This window comes from Burkholderia sp. L27(2015) (assembly GCF_009765705.1).
Classification (GTDB): Bacteria; Pseudomonadota; Gammaproteobacteria; order Burkholderiales; family Burkholderiaceae; genus LMUX01.
In genome coordinates this window covers 939491-957969 of the sequence record NZ_LMUX01000021.1, presented here as the reverse complement: position 1 = coordinate 957969, position 18479 = coordinate 939491, and the positions used below count along the sequence as shown (strand labels likewise).

General features: G+C 60.6%; 13 protein-coding genes and 1 riboswitch. Of the genes, 10 read left to right on the top strand and 3 right to left on the bottom strand.

The annotated features are described in order from the left end of the window. From GSQ77_RS22660 to GSQ77_RS22640, 5 genes are all read left to right on the top strand, one after another. Positions 1 to 711, top strand: a complete 711-nt coding sequence (locus tag GSQ77_RS22660; protein ID WP_158905048.1) for an urea amidolyase associated protein UAAP1 — start codon at positions 1 to 3, stop codon at positions 709 to 711. 15 nt (positions 712 to 726) lie between these two features. Continuing rightward, positions 727 to 1380, top strand: a complete 654-nt coding sequence (locus tag GSQ77_RS22655) for an urea amidolyase associated protein UAAP2 (RefSeq protein WP_158905046.1) — start codon at positions 727 to 729, stop codon at positions 1378 to 1380. 170 nt (positions 1381 to 1550) lie between these two features. Continuing rightward, the gene (gene uca, locus GSQ77_RS22650) at positions 1551 to 5258 is read left to right on the top strand and encodes an urea carboxylase (protein ID WP_158905044.1); all 3708 of its coding nucleotides are present in this window, start codon (positions 1551 to 1553) and stop codon (positions 5256 to 5258) included. A gap of 23 nt (positions 5259 to 5281) precedes the next feature. Next, complete coding sequence (gene atzF, locus GSQ77_RS22645) at positions 5282 to 7144, top strand: allophanate hydrolase (protein WP_158905042.1); 1863 nt, start codon at positions 5282 to 5284, stop codon at positions 7142 to 7144. Positions 7145 to 7302: 158 nt separating this feature from the next. Further along, positions 7303 to 8862 (top strand): sensor domain-containing diguanylate cyclase, encoded by a 1560-nt coding sequence (locus GSQ77_RS22640; protein WP_158905040.1) that lies wholly within the window; start codon positions 7303 to 7305, stop codon positions 8860 to 8862. A gap of 59 nt (positions 8863 to 8921) precedes the next feature. Here GSQ77_RS22640 and GSQ77_RS22635 read toward each other — a convergent pair whose 3' ends face one another. Together GSQ77_RS22635 and GSQ77_RS22630 are read right to left on the bottom strand one after the other, a co-directional pair. Beyond that, entirely contained in the window at positions 8922 to 10130 is a 1209-nt protein-coding gene (locus tag GSQ77_RS22635; protein WP_158905038.1) for a glycosyltransferase family 87 protein, read from the bottom strand. 161 nt (positions 10131 to 10291) lie between these two features. Next, the gene (locus tag GSQ77_RS22630) at positions 10292 to 11893 is read right to left on the bottom strand and encodes a peptide chain release factor 3 (protein ID WP_158905036.1); all 1602 of its coding nucleotides are present in this window, start codon (positions 11891 to 11893) and stop codon (positions 10292 to 10294) included. 415 nt (positions 11894 to 12308) lie between these two features. After that, positions 12309 to 12488: riboswitch (yybP-ykoY riboswitch) on the top strand. A gap of 81 nt (positions 12489 to 12569) precedes the next feature. Between GSQ77_RS22630 and GSQ77_RS22625 the strand changes: the two genes are divergently transcribed. The 4 genes from GSQ77_RS22625 to GSQ77_RS22610 all read left to right on the top strand — a co-directional run bounded on the left by GSQ77_RS22625 (position 12570) and on the right by GSQ77_RS22610 (position 16703). After that, on the top strand, positions 12570 to 13577 hold the full coding sequence (locus GSQ77_RS22625; protein ID WP_158905034.1) for a sodium:calcium antiporter: 1008 nt from the start codon (positions 12570 to 12572) through the stop codon (positions 13575 to 13577). 365 nt (positions 13578 to 13942) lie between these two features. Then, the gene (locus GSQ77_RS22620; protein ID WP_158905032.1) at positions 13943 to 14146 is read left to right on the top strand and encodes a DUF3311 domain-containing protein; all 204 of its coding nucleotides are present in this window, start codon (positions 13943 to 13945) and stop codon (positions 14144 to 14146) included. After that, entirely contained in the window at positions 14146 to 15624 is a 1479-nt protein-coding gene (gene mctP / locus GSQ77_RS22615) for a monocarboxylate uptake permease MctP (protein WP_158905030.1), read from the top strand. Before GSQ77_RS22620 ends, mctP begins: the two co-directional genes overlap by 1 nt. Positions 15625 to 15953: 329 nt before the next feature. Continuing rightward, on the top strand, positions 15954 to 16703 hold the full coding sequence (locus GSQ77_RS22610) for a glycosyltransferase family 25 protein (RefSeq protein ID WP_158905028.1): 750 nt from the start codon (positions 15954 to 15956) through the stop codon (positions 16701 to 16703). A 106-nt stretch (positions 16704 to 16809) separates the two neighbouring features. Here GSQ77_RS22610 and GSQ77_RS22605 read toward each other — a convergent pair whose 3' ends face one another. Continuing rightward, positions 16810 to 17634 (bottom strand): alpha/beta fold hydrolase, encoded by an 825-nt coding sequence (locus GSQ77_RS22605; protein WP_158905026.1) that lies wholly within the window; start codon positions 17632 to 17634, stop codon positions 16810 to 16812. Between the two features lie 288 nt (positions 17635 to 17922). Between GSQ77_RS22605 and GSQ77_RS22600 the strand changes: the two genes are divergently transcribed. Further along, entirely contained in the window at positions 17923 to 18354 is a 432-nt protein-coding gene (locus GSQ77_RS22600) for a CHRD domain-containing protein (protein WP_158905024.1), read from the top strand. The last annotated feature ends 125 nt before the right edge of the window (positions 18355 to 18479 follow it).

Sequence of the window (18479 nt, the reverse complement as noted above, 5' to 3'; positions counted from 1 at the left end):
ATGAACGAATCTTTACTTCTGGACGAAACCGTCCCCGGTGGCGGCCATGCGTCGCTGATCGTCAAGCGCGGCCAATTGCTGCGACTGACCGATCTGCGCGGCGGCGCCAACGTCAGCCTGATGCTTTTCAACGCTGCGGAAAAGACCGAGCGGCTGAATCTTCCCGACACGCTGAAATGCCAGCACACCGCCAAACTGACGACCGGTCATTGTTTGTATTCTGACATGGGCCGCATACTGGCCGCGATCGTGGCCGATACCTGCGGTTGGCACGACAGCCTTGGCGGTGTATCGAACCAGCAAGAGGTTGCCGAGAAGTACGGCGTCGGCCGTTATCAGGAACTGCGCAACGCGTTTTACCGCAACGGCACCGATAACCTGGTGGTCGAGCTCGGCAAATGGGGCTTGGGCCTGAGCGATCTGCTCATGACGCTCAACCTGTTCAGTCGGGTCGACGTGACCGATACGGGCCGGCTTGAATTCGTAGCGGGCAATTCGAGCGCGGGCGACTACGTCGAACTCTACGCGCCGATGAACACGCTGGTCGTGCTCACGGCGATCCAGCATCCGCTCGACCCCAACCCGGAATATGCACCCAAGCCGGTCAAGCTGACGCTCAGCGCAGCGGACCGGCAGGTAGCCGAGGTTTGCCGCACTTCGCACGACGAAAACGTGCGCGGTTTTATCAATACCGACCGCTTTTTTCTTTGAGTGGAGTTCGTCAAAATGAATCTTTCTCTGAACGAGTCCCTTACTGCCAGCGATAAAAATCCGGCACTCGCGATCTATCGCGAAACGTTGGCCGCGGGCGAGCCCTGGCTGAAAGAACTCAAAGCGGGCCAAACGCTGCGCATCCACGATCTCGAAGGCAACCAGGCCGTCGATACTTTGTTCTACAGCGCCGCCGAGCCGCGCGAGCGCTATGACGTGCAGCGCACTTTGCGTCGCCAGCAGAACATCTACCTGACCACGGGTACGGTGCTGTATTCGAACCTGGGCAATCCCATGCTGACCATCGTGGCCGATACCTGCGGGCGGCATGACACATTGGGCGGCGCGTGTGCGCAGGAGAGCAACGTCGTACGGTATGCGCTCGAAAAGCGCTATATGCATAGCTGTCGCGATAACTACCTGTGCGCCTGCGCGCACGACGGCCGGCTCTCGAAGCGCGATATCAGTGCGAACGTGAATTTCTTCATGAACGTGCCGGTTACGGCCTCGGGCGGCTTGACCTTCGAAGATGGTATTTCGGCACCGGGCAAGTACGTCGAATTGCGCGCGGAAATGGATGTGATCGTGTTGATTTCGAATTGTCCGCAATTGAACAATCCCTGTAACGCGTATAACCCAACGCCCGCCGAATTGTTGATATGGGACTGATGCATCGTCGTGCCAGGCTTGTGATTTCACCGCACGAACGCTAGTCTGGGTGCCGCGCGGGCCGGCAAACGATAGCGCCTGAATGACTAAAAAAATGTGCAGCCGTGGACGACCGCGGTATGTATCTATCACGTGGCGGGACGGCCCGCCCACGCAGCTAGCCTCCTCTCATGTTCGAGAAAGTTCTGATTGCCAACCGCGGCGCGATTGCTTGCCGCATCCTTAGAACCTTGCGCGAGCTCGATATCGCGGGTGTCGCCGTGTATAGCGAAGCCGATCGGGCGAGCCGCCACGTCAGCGAGGCGTCGGTCGCGCATGGGCTGGGTGACGGGCCGGCCTCGGCGACTTATCTCGACATCGCGAAGATACTCGCGATCGCCCGCGCGGAAAACGTCGAAGCGATACACCCGGGCTACGGCTTTTTGTCGGAGAACGCGGAGTTCGGCGAAGCGTGCGAAGCCGCAGGCATCGCCTTCGTGGGGCCGACCCCGGCGCAGCTGCGCGCGTTTGGGCTTAAGCACACCGCTCGCGCGATTGCGGCCGAGCAGGGCGTGCCGATGCTGGCCGGCACGGGGTTGCTCGACGATCTCGACGCGGCATTGCAAGCCGCTTCCGGTATCGGTTATCCCGTCATGCTCAAAAGCACCGCGGGCGGTGGCGGAATCGGCATGCGCGTATGCCGCGACGCCGCCGAATTGACGGCGCAGTTCGAAGTCGTCAAGCGCCTGGGCCAGAACAATTTCAGCGACGCCGGTGTGTTTCTCGAGAAATATATCGAGCGCGCACGGCATCTCGAAGTGCAGGTTTTCGGCGACGGTCGCGGCGGGGCGCTGGCGTTGGGCGTGCGCGACTGCTCGGTGCAGCGGCGCAACCAGAAGGTGCTTGAAGAAACGCCTGCGCCTAACCTTCCGGCGGGCATGGCCGAAGCGCTGTGCGCAGCAGCGCTTCAGCTCGCGAAGGCTGTGAACTATCGATCAGCCGGCACCGTGGAGTTCGTGTACGACAGCGGTGCGCAGCAATTCTATTTCCTCGAAGTCAACACGCGCTTGCAAGTCGAGCATGGAGTGACGGAGCAGGTGTGGGGCGTCGACCTGGTGCGGTGGATGATCGAACTCGCCGCAGGAACGCTGGCGCCGCTCGATGAGCTTGCGCAGGGGTTGAAGCCAGTTGGACATGCCATCCAGGCGCGCTTGTATGCCGAGGATCCGGGCCGTGACTTCAAGCCTAGCCCGGGCTTGCTGACCGATGTCGCATTTCCTGCGGCCGACGGTCGCGCGTTGCGCATCGATACCTGGATTGAAGCCGGTTGCGAGGTGCCGCCGTACTTCGACCCGATGCTCGCGAAATTGATCGCTTGGGAACCGACACGCGAGGCCGCGCGTGCCGCGCTCGGTGATGCGCTGGCGGGCACGCGCATCTATGGCGTGGAGACGAACCGCGACTATCTGCGGCAGATCCTCGACGATGTGCCGTTCGCGAGTGGCGAGCCGTGGACCCGTTGTCTCGAAGGCCTGCGTTATCGCGCGACCACGCTCGAGGTGGTGAGCGGCGGCACGCAGACCACCGTGCAGGATTACCCGGGGCGTCTGGGCTATTGGGCTGTGGGTATCCCCCCGTCCGGACCGATGGACGATCGCGCGCTGCGGCTGGGCAATCGTCTGCTCGATAACGACGCAGATGCCGCCGCTATCGAAATCACGATGAGCGGTCCGACGCTGCGCTTCAATACCGACGCGGTGATCGCCGTGACGGGCGCGACGTTGCCGGTGATGCTCAACGACGTAGCGCAGCCGATGAACACGACGCTGTTCGTCGCTGCGGGTTCGACCCTGGCGTTGGGCACGATCCGCGGCGCGGGCGCACGTGCCTACGTCTGCGTGCGCGGCGGTCTCGACGTTGCGAGCTATCTGGGCAGTCGCAGCACGTTCACGCTCGGCCAGTTCGGCGGCCACGGCGGACGTGCGCTGCGCGCGGGCGATATCCTGCATCTGCATACGCTGACGAGCACGCACGCCGGTGAGGTACTTGCAACGCCGTTGACGCCGGTGCTGGACACGGTGCGCGAGTTGCGCGTGATCTATGGACCGCACGGCGCACCGGAATATTTCAGCGCTCGCTATATCGAACAGTTTCTCGACACGCAGTGGGAGGTGCACTTCAATTCGAGTCGTACCGGTGTGCGCTTGATTGGACCCAAGCCGGAATGGGCTCGCGAGGATGGCGGCGAGGCTGGGCTGCATCCTTCGAATATTCACGACAACCCTTACGCGGTCGGCGCGGTCGATTTTACCGGCGACATGCCGGTGATACTTGGACCAGACGGGCCCAGCCTCGGTGGTTTCGTTTGCCCCGTGACCATCATCGAAGCGGACCTTTGGCAAATTGGGCAACTGAAGGCCGGGGACAAACTCTGCTTCAAGCCGGTGGATATTGACACGGCACGCTCCGCAGCGGTGGCACGTATGCGCGAAATCGAAACGCTTACGGTAAGCGGTGCGAGGACGTCGATTACCGGCGTAGAGGATACGTTGGCGGCAGAACCGATACCCTCCACGGCGCCAGGTTCGACCGCAGCAATAACCGCAGCAACAACCGCAGCAACAACCGCAGCAGTTCACCAAGCGCTACATTCACCGATCGTGCTGGACAGCGGTGCCGATCATGATCGACTCGTCGCGCGGTTGTCCGGCGACACGCATTTGCTGCTCGAACTCGGACCCGCTGAACTCGATCTTGTACTGCGCTTCAGAGGCCACGCGCTGATGCAAGCGCTCGAAACGCTGGCACTGCCTGGAGTGATCGACCTCACGCCGGGCATCAGGTCCCTGCAGATTCACTACAAGCCGGAGCTCTTGCCACTGGCGACCCTGCTCGAAACGATAGAACGCGCCTGGCAACAGGTGCGACAGCAACGCGACCTGCGTGTGCCTTCGCGGATCGTCCATCTGCCTTTGTCGTGGGACGACCCGGCCTGCCGGCTCGCCATCGACAAGTACATGACCACCGTGCGCAAAGATGCGCCATGGTGCCCGAGCAATCTCGAGTTCATCCGGCGCATCAACGATCTCGATTCAATCGACGCGGTCAAGCAGATCGTCTTCGATGCCAGCTATCTGGTGATGGGGCTGGGCGACGTGTATCTCGGCGCGCCGGTCGCGACGCCGCTTGATCCGCGTCATCGGCTGGTCACCACCAAATACAACCCGGCGCGCACCTGGACCGCTGAAAATTCGGTGGGCATCGGCGGCGCGTATTTGTGCGTGTACGGTATGGAAGGTCCGGGCGGCTATCAATTCGTCGGGCGTACGTTGCAGATGTGGAATCGTTATCGGCAGACCGCAGACTTCGCTGGACGTCCCTATTTGCTGCGGTTCTTCGACCAGATTCGCTTCTACGAAGTGCCGGCGGACGAACTGCTGCGCATACGCGCGGATTTCCCGCTCGGTCGTTATCCGCTGAAGATCGAGGAAACCGAGCTTTCCCTGTTCGAGTATCAATCGTTTCTCGAGCGCGAGGCACACGGCATCGAGCAATTCCGCACGAAGCAGCAAGCGGCGTTCCAGGCCGAGCGCGAGCGCTGGCGCGAGGCCGGTGCACTGGAAGAAAGCTTCGAGCCGCCCGCGGTCGTGGACAGCGAAGTCGCGCCTTTGCAGGATGGCCAGGTCGCCGTGGATAGCGAGCTCGCCGGTAATCTATGGCAGGTGCCCGTATCGGTCGGGCAGAGCGTTGCAGCGGGGGATGTGCTGCTCATCATCGAGTCGATGAAGATGGAGATTGCCGTATGCGCGCCTTGCGCCGGCAAGGTCAGCGAGCTTCATGTCGCGCCGGGTTCGCCGGTGCGCGCGGGCCAGCGTCTGGTCGTCATCGATAGAAACTGAATCAGCAACTAGAGAAAACTGTTATGGCCTCATTCGATTTACGTTTGTCTACATTGCGCGCCGCGTATCGGTCGGGGGCGACCACGCCGCGGCAATTGATCGGCGAGCTGCGCGCGAAGGCCGCGGCGCTCAATCCTGAGTTTCATCTGTTTATCCATTTGCTCACAGAGGCCGAGTTGGCGCCTTATCTGGATGCGTTGGAGCAGTTGGATATCGAGTCGCTGCCGCTTTACGGCGTGCCGTTCGCGATCAAGGACAACATCGATCTGGCCGGCATACCGACCACTGCTGCGTGTCCCGCTTTCGCCTACACGCCGGACGCGTCCGCCACGCTTGTTGCACAGCTCGTTGCGCTGGGCGCCGTGCCTATGGGCAAGACCAATCTCGATCAGTTCGCGACAGGTCTGAATGGCACGCGTTCGCCATACGGCAAATGCCGCAACAGCGTCCATCCCGACTATCCGTCGGGTGGGTCGAGCGCCGGATCGGCGCTGGCCGTGGCGCTCGGTGTCGCAAGTTTCGCGCTGGGCACCGATACCGCCGGCTCCGGGCGCGTGCCTGCCGCGTTGAATAATCTTGTCGGGCTTAAAGGTACGCGAGGTTTGCTCTCCACCGCCGGCGTCGTGCCCGCATGCCGTACACTCGACTGCGTGACCTATCTTGCGGTGACTGCGCGCGATGCGAGTACGTTGCTTGCGCTCACTGCGCAGGAAGATCGCGATGATGCGTATAGCCGCGCCAACCCGCAATGGAACGACGCAAGTGCGTTCGGCCGAGTGGGCGCATTTAAATTCGGCGTACCGACGACACTTGAATTCGGCGGCTGCAAAGAAAGCCCCGTGCTGTTCGCGCAGGCGCGAGCGGCGCTCGAAGCGGCGGGCGGCACGGCTGTCGAAATCGACCTCGCGCCGTTTATCGAAGCCGCGAAACTGCTCTATGAAGGACCCTGGGTAGCGGAGCGCTACAGCGTGGCGGGCGAGCTGATGGAGGCTCAGCCGGACGCCGTGCTGCCGGTTATTCGCGATGTACTGGCGAAGGCGCCCGGTACGACCGCAGTAGGGCTGTTTCGCGCGCAATATCGTTTGCAGGCGCTCAAGAAGCTTTGCGACGCGGTGCTCGATCAGCTCGATTTCGTGCTGACGCCGAGCTACCCGCGCCCTGTGACGCTGGCCGAACTCGAACGCGATCCGATCGGACCCAACTCGTTACTTGGCTATTACACGAACTTCATGAATCTGCTGGACTACGCGGCGGTGGCGGTACCGAGCGCGTTCATGGCGAACGGATTGCCATGGGGTGTAACGGTATTTGGCCGAGCATTTTCCGATCAGTATTTGCTCAGCGTCGCCGATACCTTGCAGCGGGTGAGGGCGCAGCCGCTCGTGGGCGGTGGCATGCTCGATGCACCGACCGCACCGACCGCACCGACCGCACCGACCGCACCGACCGCACCGACCGCACCGACCGCACCGACCGCGCAAGCGAAAGCGCGTAACGATCGCGTGCGCATCGTCGTATGCGGCGCGCATCTCGATGGCCTGCCGCTCAACCATCAACTCACGCGGCGTGGCGCGCGATGGATCACCTCCGGCGCGACCGCACCGAACTATCGATTGCATGTGCTGGCGTGCGGCGCCGGCGAAGTTCAGCGCCCGGGTATGCAGCGCGTGGCCCGTGCGGGCGCCGCGATCGCCATCGAAGTCTGGGAGTTGCCGAGCGCGGAACTCGGCTCGTTCCTGACCGGTATTTCGGCTCCCCTTGCTTTGGGCCGGGTCGAACTGGCGGATGCAACCTGGGAGACGGGATTTGTCTGCGAGGACTATGGCCTCGAAGGAGCGACCGACATTACCGAGTTCGGCGGCTGGCGTGCGTGGCTAGCCCGGTGAGTCGCGTGGACTTCGTGCAGTGCGCCGCACACACACTTATCTGGCAAGTACCGATTTTTGAGTGCGCTCTGCTTTTCTGACGGAAGAGGGGGAAGCTCTAGTGGTCGCGCCCACTCGCTTCGGGTATGGTCTAGGTCGACTCTACCCACGATTGCCGAGTGGACAAAAGCACCCTTCCGACATCGCGCCTCGACCGCCTGATCGATTGGATCATGAACTCGCCGCGCTTTATCATCGCCGGCGGCGTAATCGTCGCCCTGGCGATGATCAGCCTGTGCATTTTCATTTTGTTCGAAAGCCGCGTGGACGCTTATGAGCACGGCCAAGAAGAGTCGCGCAACACGCTCACCCTGATCGAGCGTGATATCACGCGCAATTTCGAGCTGTATGCGCTATCGCTGCAGCAAGTCGTCGACACGTTCGATGACCCGCAACTGAAAAAACTGCCCGTCGATCTGCAGCGTGCCGTGCTGTTCGACCGCGCCGCTACCGCCAAATATCTGGGCGCGATGGTGGTGGCTGACACGCACGGGCGCATGCGCATCGATGCGCTCGGAAAAATGCCGGTCGGCGCCTATGTGGGCGATCGTGAATTTTTCATGGTGCAGCGCGATCATCCTGACACCGGCTTGTACGTCAGTCGTCCGCTCAGCGCGCAGTGGCAAGTCGGAGACGATTGCATCGTACTCAGCCGCAGGTTGTCGCATGCGGACGGCTCCTTTGGCGGGGTCGTTTTTGTCGCGGTGAAGCTGCAGTATTTTCACGATCTTTTTTCGGGGTTGTCGCTAGGCGCGCAAAGCGTTGTTGCCTTGGTCAATACGCAGGGCATGTTTATGGCGCGAGAGCCATCGCGCCGTGGCGATACGGGGCGGGTGGTGCTGAGGAGCCAAAACCTCGGCCGCCTGCTACTGGCCGACCAAGGCAGTTTTTCCGCACTCAGCGGCACGGACGGTGCGAACCGCCTTTATGTCTTCCAGAAAATTCCGAATCTGCCGCTGATCTTGAGCGTAGGCACGACCTATTCTTCGATCTATGAGGCGTGGCAAAAGCGCGCGCTGTGGATAGGCACGGTGATCGTCGTTTTCGGCCTGACGTTTATCGGTTTGTCGGTGATGTTCGTCAGGCAAATCAAGCAGCGCTTGGGCGCTGAGCACGCGTTGCGCCTGCTGGCGCAAACGGATGGCCTGACGGGACTGAGCAATCGCCGCACGCTCGACGAGCTGCTTGGGCGCGCATGGCGTGCGGCCAAGCGCGACGGCACGGAGTTGTCGATGATCTTTGTCGATATCGATCATTTCAAGGCCTATAACGACACGTATGGGCACCACGCAGGCGATGGGGTGCTGGTGGCCGTTGCAGGCTGCATAGGTCAGTGTCTGCAGCGGCCTGACGATGCTGCGACCCGCTACGGCGGCGAAGAGTTCGTGATCCTGCTGCCCGAAACCGGCGCGAAGGCAGCCTACAAGATCGCGCAACGCATGCTGCAGGCCGTGCGCGATCTGGCGATGGAGCATGCCGGCAGCGACTACGCCCGCATCACGATCAGTCTGGGGGTTGCCACGCGCGGTCGCGATTCCTTGCTCGATGGCCATGCGCTGATTCATGCGGCCGACCAAGCCGTGTATGAGGCGAAAGCGCGCGGCAGAAACCGGATCGAGATATGGAGCGAACCGGATTCGACGCCACTGGATGCGCCGCCCACGCCTTGGATGGCGTGAGGTGGTGCGCGCGACCTCGCGCTGGCTCAGCGTCTGCGCGCCGTGACCACGCGCTTCTTCTAGCGCGTGGGTACTACGCTTAATGTCCCCTGAGCGGTGTCCGACATGGACTTTTCCCAAGAGGTGCGTCGTACCGCGACAAACAGCAAGGCCACAAAAACGAGGGGGCCAAATCCGATGTGTAGCTGAAAGCCCGAAAGGTCGCCCAAAACCGGATACAACCAACAAGCGATCAATATTTCCCGCTCCCAGCGCAACCAACCATCGCGCAGCCCTTTCACAGTGAGCAATGCAATCGGAATGCCCAGCCATACCGCGTCATAGTTGAAAATGTAGGGGCTGACCATGAATGTGCCAGCGACCAGTGCCGCGGCGCGGGTCTCCAGCGCTTGCGAATTACGCCATACCCAGGCGACTGTTCCTGCGCCTACAAGCGCGAAACAGGCCTGTAGCACGTAAGCCGGCTCGATGCCCAGGTGTGCTTGACGCAGCATGGCAAACAGGCTGGCCATCTGCTCCCAGGGAAGAAAGCCTTGCGCAACGTAAGAATTGGCTTCCTGGATACTCGATAGAAATAATGTGATGCTGTGCATCCCATAGACGGCGATCGACACGCCGGTAAAGAGTACGACGGTCACTGCCGCTGCCATAAAGGCGACCCACATACCCGCGCACGCGAGAGCCAGCGGGAACAAAATACCCAGATGAGGTTTTATCGCCAACAAACCGATGCATACGCCGGCGAGAGCGGGGCGGCGTTTTAAGAGCAGCAAGGCCGCCAGTGCCAAGCTTGCGGTAAGGCAGCCATTTTGCCCCTGCGCCAAGTTGAGCCAAAGCCCGGAAAATCCGAGGATCGGCAACCATGCAGCGGACATAGGCAAAATTCTGCGCAGCAAGCACACGAACAGCGTGCCGGTGGCGAGGGCGAACAGAGCGTAGGAAACGACTGCGGGCAACAGGGCTAGCGGCCGTATCGCCAACAGGAAAGTAGGCGGGTAGGACCATGGGCCGGGCGTCACGATGTTCACGGAAATCAGCTTCGCGGTGCTGACGATCGCATCGAATGAATATGCACGTAGCGGCCGGCCCTCAAGACTCAAGTGCGACGCGGCCCAAAACGTCACAAAATCAAAGCCGTTGGGCATGCCGCTCGATTTCCAATTGAGACGCGCGCAGCGAGCCGCGTAAATGAACAATGCGATAAAAATCGTCGCACTGTAAATTCGGACACGCGCCGCATTAAGCCAATGTGCTTTGAAGTCGGACATAGGGAAATTATTTTATGTAGACCACGTATTCCATGTTTTGCCGACATACGCCGTGACGCAACTACGGCGATCGAAGCCTGTGTTCCAGGCACCTCATCGCTTTTCGCTATACATTCTCGCTGGAAATCTGTGTGAACGGCTCGGGCCAGACCGGACCAAGCCTAGTTCGACTTACTGAACGGCGATCCGGCATGTTCGCGCAGTTCATGGAAAGTGATATCCGGCCACGCTTCCTGGGCCGCAGCCACTTCGCCTTGATGAACCGCGAGCATGGTGGTCGCGTTGGACGCGTCCGTTGCAATGCGGGCGGTATTGAAATCGATAAAGCGTTTCAATGCCGCGGGATCCTTGGCCGTGACCCAGCGTGAAATCCGATAGCGTGACGGCGACATGCGCACCTCCACCTTATATTCAGCAGCTAGCCGATGCGCGACCACTTCAAACTGCAGTGCGCCCACCGCGCCGAGCAGCATCATCCCGCCACCGACCGGCTTGAACACCTGGATGGCGCCTTCCTCGCCGAGTTGCTTGAGCGCTTCGCCGAGTTGCTTGGCGCGCATCGGATCGGTCACTTCGACGTTCTGGAAAATCTCCGGCGCAAAGAACGGCAGCCCGATAAATTGCAGGGGTTCGCCCTCGGTCAGGGTGTCGCCCAGGCTCAGATTGCCGTGGTTCGGGATCCCGATGATGTCGCCCGGATACGCTTCGGTCACTGTCTCTCGGCGCTGCGACAGAAAGGTCACGACATTGTTGGCGCGCAGTTTTTGGCCCGAGCGTGTCACTTGCAAGGCCATGCCGCGCTCGAAGTGACCTGAGCACACCCGAATGAAGGCGACGCGGTCGCGGTGAGCGCGATCCATGTTGGCTTGCACCTTGAAGACCATGCCGGTAAATGCAGTCTCCGCCGGGTCGACGGCGCGCACGGTGGTCATCCGCGCCGTGGGGGGCGGCGCGAGTTCGATCAGCGCATCGAGAATTTCCTTCACGCCGAAGTTGTTAATTGCCGAGCCGAATAGCACAGGCGACTGGGTTCCGGCCAGAAACGCCTCGCGGCTGAAGGCGGGCGAAGCACCCTTGACCAGTTCGATTTCCTCTTTGGCGCGCAACCAAACCTCGCCAAAGCGTTCCAGCGCCTGCGTATCGTCCAGGCCGTGCAGGGTTTCGACTTCGCCGCCCATCGTGCTGTCGCCGGGGCGGAACACGCGTACCTGGTCGAGCGTGAGGTCGTACACGCCCTTGAAGTCTTTCCCGGTGCCGATCGGCCAGGAAAACGGAATCGCCGCCACCCCGAGGTGTTCCTCGACTTCGCTGAGCAGCTCCAGCGGTTCGCGCACATCGCGGTCCAGCTTGTTGATGAAGGTCAGCACGGGCGTATTGCGGCTGCGACACACTTCGAGCAGTTTGAGCGTTTGCGATTCGATACCGTTGGCGCCGTCGATCACCATGACCGCCGCGTCGACCGCCGTCAGCACGCGATAGGTATCTTCGGAAAAGTCCTGGTGACCCGGGGTGTCGAGCAGGTTGATGACGGCATCGCCGTATTCGAACTGCATCACCGAACTCGCCACCGAGATGCCGCGCTGCTTTTCGATCTCCATCCAGTCGGAGGTGGCGTAGCGGTTGCTCTTGCGGCCCTTGACGGTACCGGCAATATGGATCGCGCCCGAAAACAGCAGCAGCTTTTCGGTCAGCGTGGTTTTGCCCGCGTCAGGGTGGGAGATCACCGCAAAAGTGCGGCGTCGGTTTGCTTCAGAAATAGACATGCCTGCTCCGTAACCTGCAATACACACGCAGCGATACACACGTAGTTGTGCTTGGGCGAACGGCCAGGCGATCGGCTGCGGCATGCGACTTATACCGGCGAACCTGGCGCGCCGCACCCCTGCGATTCTGCGATGCGATTCTGCGTTACGTGTAGCGCGCGTCGTGTTTGCGCATCTGTTTGATGGCCCTTGGGTTTACGCGCGCAAGACCGGCAGTTTACACGACACGGCCCAGGGTTTGCTCTGGTCGCGTCCGCTCGTTGCGAATCTCGGGGTAAGAACACGCTCAATGAGCAGGCCCCAAGCGCAGTCAATGACCCAAACAAGCACCGGGAATGATCCAAACAAGTGCCGCAAGCGGTTCGGCTCCGCTCACCGTGCCGCCCTTGTTCAAATGCCCGGATAAAGCTAAACTTCGCCGGTCACTGGGGAGTAGCCTTCCTCCTGCTTGGGAGGGGAGCGCGCCAACATACCCTGGCCCATGTGCCATGGCGCGTTCGACCTGATCGGTTTGGCGAGACCATTGACGTACTGCCGAGGTCCGGGTCGGACGCGAGCGGTGCGTCATGGTTCTTGCGTCCGACCCCGGAGATTCCCCGATGTTGCTTCCGTCGTATTTCTTCCCGATCTGCCTGATTCAGGGGGCGCCGCGCTGTGGTGTCCTGTGGAGCGCTGCATGACCCTCTACCTGCTCGAACTCGCTGCAATGCTGCTGATCATTCTGGTCGCGGCCGAACTGTTCACCAATGCCCTGGAACACTTGGGAGAGCGCTTGCGCATCTCCGAAGGCGTTACCGGTTCCTTGTTCGCGGCGGTTGGTACGGCTTTGCCCGAAACCCTCGTGCCTTTGCTGGCGATCGCCGGCGGTAGCGCGGTCAGTGTGAATCAGGAGATCGGCGTCGGCGCGATTCTCGGCGCGCCTTTGATGCTTTCGACGCTGTCAACCTGCCTGATGGCGTTGGCCGTGTTGCGATCGCGCGGGCCGGGTGGCATGTTGAAGCCCGAGTCCACGGGCTTCAGGCGCGATCTGAATTTCTTCCTGGCGGCCTTCGTGCTGGCGGCCGTCGCAATGTATGTGCCGCACGAGCATTTATTCGTGCGTGCCTTGTTCAGCCTGGGTCTGGTGGCCCTGTATGTCACTTATATCGTGATGACTGTACGCGCTTCGCGCGGCCTAGTGGCGGGCGGCCACGGTACCGAAGCGCCGGGCATCATGCTGCTCTCGCGGCTGCGCGTGCCGACCAATTTGCTCACTATCACGGTGCAGCTGATTCTGGCAGTCGGCTTGCTGATATGGGGCGCCGAGGGCTTTATCGAAGGCGTGCGCGGCGTTTCGGAGCGGTTCGGGGTATCGGCATTGTTGCTGTCATTGCTGATCATTCCGATTGCGACCGAGCTGCCCGAAAAGATCAACAGCATACTGTGGATACGTCGCGGCAAAGATACGCTGGCTTTTGGCAACATTACCGGGGCGATGGTGTTCCAGGGCACGCTGTTGCCGGCGCTCGGTATCTTGCTCACGCCGTGGGAGCCGCGCATCGAGGTCGCCACCGGCATTATCGTCACCTTGCTTGCGGCGTTCTGGACGCGTCTTAACGCCAGGACGAAGGGCATAGCGGTGTGGGCGTTGATGGGTAACGGCCTGCTTTACGTCGCCTATTTGGCGATTACGCTCCTGCGCTGAAAAGGTGGTAAATAAGGTGGCTAAGGTGGCAAATACGGTGGTAAATGTGGTGGTAAATGTGGTGGTAAGCGAGCCGGCCAATAAGTTGCCAACTCGTGGGCTAACCCCAATGCCGACCTAGGCGCATGATTCATGCAATTGCAGGGCACAGCCTTGGAATGCAGTGTTGTCACTTTTCCTGCATAATTCGGCCGGCTCCGCTAGCCGGTCGATAGAACCGGCGGCGTCGCGCCGGGCCCGGTTACCGAGTCTGGCGCGATGGAGTTCAGGTGGCAGCCCGATCCGGTGCTGATTTTCTCGCCCCTGCAACGAAGCCGTCTTGCCTATCTGCAAAGCGGCGTCCGATGACCCAAAAAGATCCGACTATGAGACCCGACGACACTCCTCCGACCCGAGGCTCAGCCCTCAAGTTCCTGTTATTGATCCCTTATCTGGCGTTGCTGTGGCTGCCGTTTTACAACGACGTGCACCCGTCATTGATGGGCTTTCCGTTCTTCTATTGGTATCAGCTCTTGTGGGTGCCGCTGACCTCGCTGATCTTGTTCGTCGTTTATAGGTGGGTCCGATAATGCCAACAACATTTAATTGGACCGCAGGTCTAGTATTTATCGGGTTTTTCGCGCTGGTGACGGTGCTCGGTTTCGTGGCTGCGCGCTGGAAGGCTGGCGACATGACGCAACTGCACGAATGGGGTCTGGGCGGTCGCCAGTTCGGCACCGTGATTTCCTGGTTCCTGGTGGGCGGCGATTTCTACACGGCCTACACGGTGATTGCCGTGCCGGCGCTGGTGTATGCAGTGGGCGCTTACGGTTTCTTTGCGCTGCCGTACACGATCATCGTCTATCCGTTCGTGTTTGCGGTCATGCCCAAACTCTGGACCGCATGCCAAAAGGGTAACCACATTACCGCGGCGGACTTCGTGCAAGGCCTATATGGTGGCCGCTGGTTTGCCGCTGCCATCGCGCTGACCGGTATCGTTGCCACGATGCCATATATCGCCTTGCAACTGGTGGGCATGCAGGTGGTGATCAAGAGCCTGGGCGTATCGGGCGAGGCGCCGCTGGTGATCGCGTTCCTGATCCTCGCGGTGTACACGTACGCGAGCGGCCTGCGCGCGCCGGCGATGATCGCGTTCGTCAAGGACATCATGATTTATATCGTGGTGATCGCGGCGATCTGGCTGATTCCGAGCAAGCTGGGTGGTTACGCATCGGTGTTCGATGCGGCCGATCATTTCTTCACCGCCAAAGGCGGCGCCACCGGCATCATCCTCAAGCCTAGCCAGTTCACGGCTTACGCTTCGCTGGCATTCGGTTCGGCGATGGCGGCGTTCATGTATCCGCATACGTTGACCGGCGTGCTGAGTTCGGCGAGCGCCAAGACGGTGAAGAAGAACGCCATTTTCCTGCCGGCTTACACGCTGCTCCTCGGTTTGATTGCGCTACTCGGCTATATGGCGATTGCGGCCGGGGTCAAGGTCACGAACAACAACGATGTGGTGCCGACGCTGTTCCTGCAACTGTTCCCGTCGTGGTTCGTCGGGTTTGCGGCGGCGGCGATCGCAATCAGCGCGCTGGTGCCTGCGGCGATCATGTCGATCGGCTCGGCCAACCTGTTCACGCGTAACTTGTGGAAGCCGCTGGTTCAGCCCAACATCACGCCGTCGCAAGAGGCGAGCAACGCGAAGATCGTCTCTCTGGTGGTCAAGTTGGGCGCGCTGGTGTTTATCATTGTGCTGCCGACGAAGTTTGCGATCGACCTGCAGTTGCTGGGCGGCGTGTGGATTTTGCAGACGTTCCCAGCCGTGGTGTTTTCGCTTTACACACGCTGGTTGAAGTTGCCGGCACTGTTTATCGGTTGGGCCGCAGGGATAGGCTTAGGGACGACGCTTGCGTTCGCGCAGGAGCTCAAGCCGATTTATGTGCTGCACCTGGGCGATGCGAGCTATCCGATGTATATCGGGCTGATTGCGCTGGCGCTTAATATCGTGTTGACGTTGGCGCTGTCGGTGGTGCTGCCGGCACGGCCAGCGCTCGCGGCGCGGTGAGCGTGCGGGCGTAGTTGTTGGTGAGAATGGGCGCTGGGCGAGTCCCGGCGCTTGATAAGCCGAAAGCGAACCCAAAAGCGCCATCTGAGAGCGTGACCAAAAAGCTGAAGCAAAACGCTGAGCCAAAGAGCGAAGCCAGAGCGCACAGGCAAAAAAAAAGCGCGGCTCGAGGGCCGCGCTGTAAATTGGAGATTTCCATTCGATGGAAAACTCTCTTCTCGCAAGAAGAATACTATAGGGTTTCCCCTTAAGATTTAAGTTCAAATCTCGCAATAAGCTGTTTCGCTTTTTCGAATAACAGCGCTGCGGCGCATCGAATCGGGGATTTCGTGGAAACGGGCATTCAAGGACTCGACGCGGTATATGTTCTGACGGTGAAAACCTTCACCGATCGTATTGCGCACATAAAGCAGGAATTGGGGCGCCATCAAATCGGATTTGAATTTATTTTCGACCACGATGCGAATGAATTGCAGGATGCCGATATGGCGCAGGTATTCGAGCCGGGCGAACTCGGCTTGCCGCACCGCTCGCTGGTACTCAAGCATGCGCAGGCCTGGAAGCTGGCACTCGCGCGCGGTCAGCAACGGATCCTGGTGCTGGAAGACGATGTCCTGCTCGCGCCGCGTTTCATGGACGGCATCGCACAGGCGCTAGCCGCTGCCGAAAAGCTCGAGCCTGGTTACCTCATCTTCCTTGGTGGTGCGGATACCAAAGTGCCGGATGCTTTCTTTCTCGCAGACGGTCCGCTATTTCCGCTGCCTCTGCCTACCGCAGAAGGCTACCTGTCGGACGCGACTGCCCTGCGGAGACGTGTGGCATGGTTGGCTGAGCACCGGGTACGGTTGCCCGCGGATCATCTGATCAATCAGATCGACCGCGCGTGCGACATCGCGCAATATTGGCTGCGTGAGCCGATTGTCGAGCAGGGCAGTGTGTTCGGCATGTTTGCCAGCAAGCTGGACCAGCATCGCTTGAAGCATTCGCCGTTCTATAACCGGATGCGTTACCGTTGGAATCGATTTCAACGTCGGCGCTTGCGCGCTTGGCTAGCCAAATTGCGCGTGCGTTTTTCCTGAGATTTACCAGCCTGAAGTCGACATCGGGCACGCCGCAATATGTTGGCCGATGCATTCCGTGTCAAGCCAATGTCAAAGCCATGTCAAACGCGTGTCCGGCGCATCTCTAGCCGGCGCGACGCTCGGCGCTTCGATGTTCGAGAATGAAGTCCTGGATCGCGGAATTGACCTGACGCGAGCAGTCGCGGTGCGGCGAGTGTCCGCAATTGTCCAGTTCGAGCGCGTTGGCATGCGGTAGCCGCCGGACGATGCGCTCCAGATGCGCGACGCTGCCATATTCGTCACGTTTGCCTTGAATGACGAGCAGTGGGCAACGGATCGCGGACAACTCCTCCTCGATACTCCAATTGCCGAATGCCGGATCCAGCCAGAGATTGGTCCAGCCCCAGAATGCCGAATCGACGTCGTCATGATAGTGCGACAGCTTGTTGCGCAGACTGTTTTCGAGGTAGGCCGCGCGCATGACGCGGATGCCCTCTAGCGAATGATCTTCGATGAATACGTGCGGGGCCAGTGCGATCACGCCGGCCACCTTATGGGGAAAAGCTGCCGCGAACAATAGCGCGATCGATGCGCCGTCGCTGTGTCCTACCAGCCAGATAGGCCGGTGCATGCCGATACGCAGGTGCTCCAGCAACGCGGGGAAAACATCGGCTGCGTGACGGTGCAGAAAGTCGGGCGTCCAATGTTGGTCATGCGCACGGGGTGTGGAGCGACCGTAGCCGGGGCGTGAATAAATCAGAGCTCGAAAGTCGCCGGCGTCGCATAAATCTTGCGGCCAGCTTTTCCACATTGCGATGGAGCCCAGCCCGTCGTGCAGGAACACGAGCAAAGGGGCATCGCGGCGCTCCGGGTTGATCCAGCGGTATTCGATACGCAGCGGGCGGCCCGCGGGCCCGAGTCCTGGCAAGTCGGCAAATTGGCTATTCATCTGCACCTCCGCGACGGTGTAACCGAACCTTACACGATTCGCGTGCGAACCGGCACCCGGTAGGGCACGTAGATACCCGGGAGTGTCGAAATAAACGTCACAGGCCTTGCACGGTACCCAAGTCGGGTTTTTCGTCAGACTCCAAGCAGAATCCCGCACGTGTCGGATTTCAATTAGACTAAGTGAGGGACCGATCCCTTTGGGGCGCTCCCGCCTCTCGCTGTAAGGGCCGGCCACGCCAAAGTTATTGCGGGCGATACCGGATTAATGACTCTCTGGAGATTTTCGATGAAATTGATTCGTACCCTGGTGGCAGCGTCGGCATTGACTTTGGTCGCGTTCGGCGCGCAAGCGGCGACCATTTCGCTGCACGCCAATATGAAGACCTCGTCCGAAGTGCCGCCGCATTCAGGCAAAGGGCACGGCACCGTGACCGCCACGTTCGATACCGCCACCAACGTATTGACGTACCACGCGGTGTTCAGCCAGCTCAGCGGTCCGGCCACCATGGCTCACTTCCATGGGCCGGCTGCGGTAGGCGTGAACGCGAAGGTTCAGGTTCCGGTCACGACGTCGCCTATCGTCAGCCCGATCGACGGTACGGCTACCCTCACGGCTGACCAGGCCGCGGACTTGCTCAGCGGCAAGTACTACTTCAACGTTCACACCGCGCAGAACCCCGGCGGCGAAATTCGCGGCCAGGTGGTGGGAGCGAACTGAACGCGGTGAACTTCTGCAAGGGGGCCGGATAGCGGGGATGCACGAGCGCGAACTAAAGGATGTGAACTCAAGCGCGTGATTACCCTGTGTGCCCCCGCTCGCCTCGGTTGCGTGACGTGGCGCTC

Excerpts from the sequence above, each read along its gene's own strand:
- GSQ77_RS22660 (WP_158905048.1), top strand. The coding sequence starts at position 1 with ATGAACGAATCTTTACTTCTGGACGAAACCGTCCCCGGTGGCGGCCAT.
- GSQ77_RS22655 (WP_158905046.1), top strand. The coding sequence starts at position 727 with ATGAATCTTTCTCTGAACGAGTCCCTTACTGCCAGCGATAAAAATCCG.
- uca (WP_158905044.1), top strand. The coding sequence starts at position 1,551 with ATGTTCGAGAAAGTTCTGATTGCCAACCGCGGCGCGATTGCTTGCCGC.
- atzF (WP_158905042.1), top strand. The coding sequence starts at position 5,282 with ATGGCCTCATTCGATTTACGTTTGTCTACATTGCGCGCCGCGTATCGG.
- GSQ77_RS22635 (WP_158905038.1), bottom strand. The coding sequence starts at position 10,130 with ATGTCCGACTTCAAAGCACATTGGCTTAATGCGGCGCGTGTCCGAATT.
- GSQ77_RS22630 (WP_158905036.1), bottom strand. The coding sequence starts at position 11,893 with ATGTCTATTTCTGAAGCAAACCGACGCCGCACTTTTGCGGTGATCTCC.
- GSQ77_RS22625 (WP_158905034.1), top strand. The coding sequence starts at position 12,570 with ATGACCCTCTACCTGCTCGAACTCGCTGCAATGCTGCTGATCATTCTG.
- GSQ77_RS22620 (WP_158905032.1), top strand. The coding sequence starts at position 13,943 with ATGAGACCCGACGACACTCCTCCGACCCGAGGCTCAGCCCTCAAGTTC.
- mctP (WP_158905030.1), top strand. The coding sequence starts at position 14,146 with ATGCCAACAACATTTAATTGGACCGCAGGTCTAGTATTTATCGGGTTT.
- GSQ77_RS22605 (WP_158905026.1), bottom strand. The coding sequence starts at position 17,634 with ATGAATAGCCAATTTGCCGACTTGCCAGGACTCGGGCCCGCGGGCCGC.
- GSQ77_RS22600 (WP_158905024.1), top strand. The coding sequence starts at position 17,923 with ATGAAATTGATTCGTACCCTGGTGGCAGCGTCGGCATTGACTTTGGTC.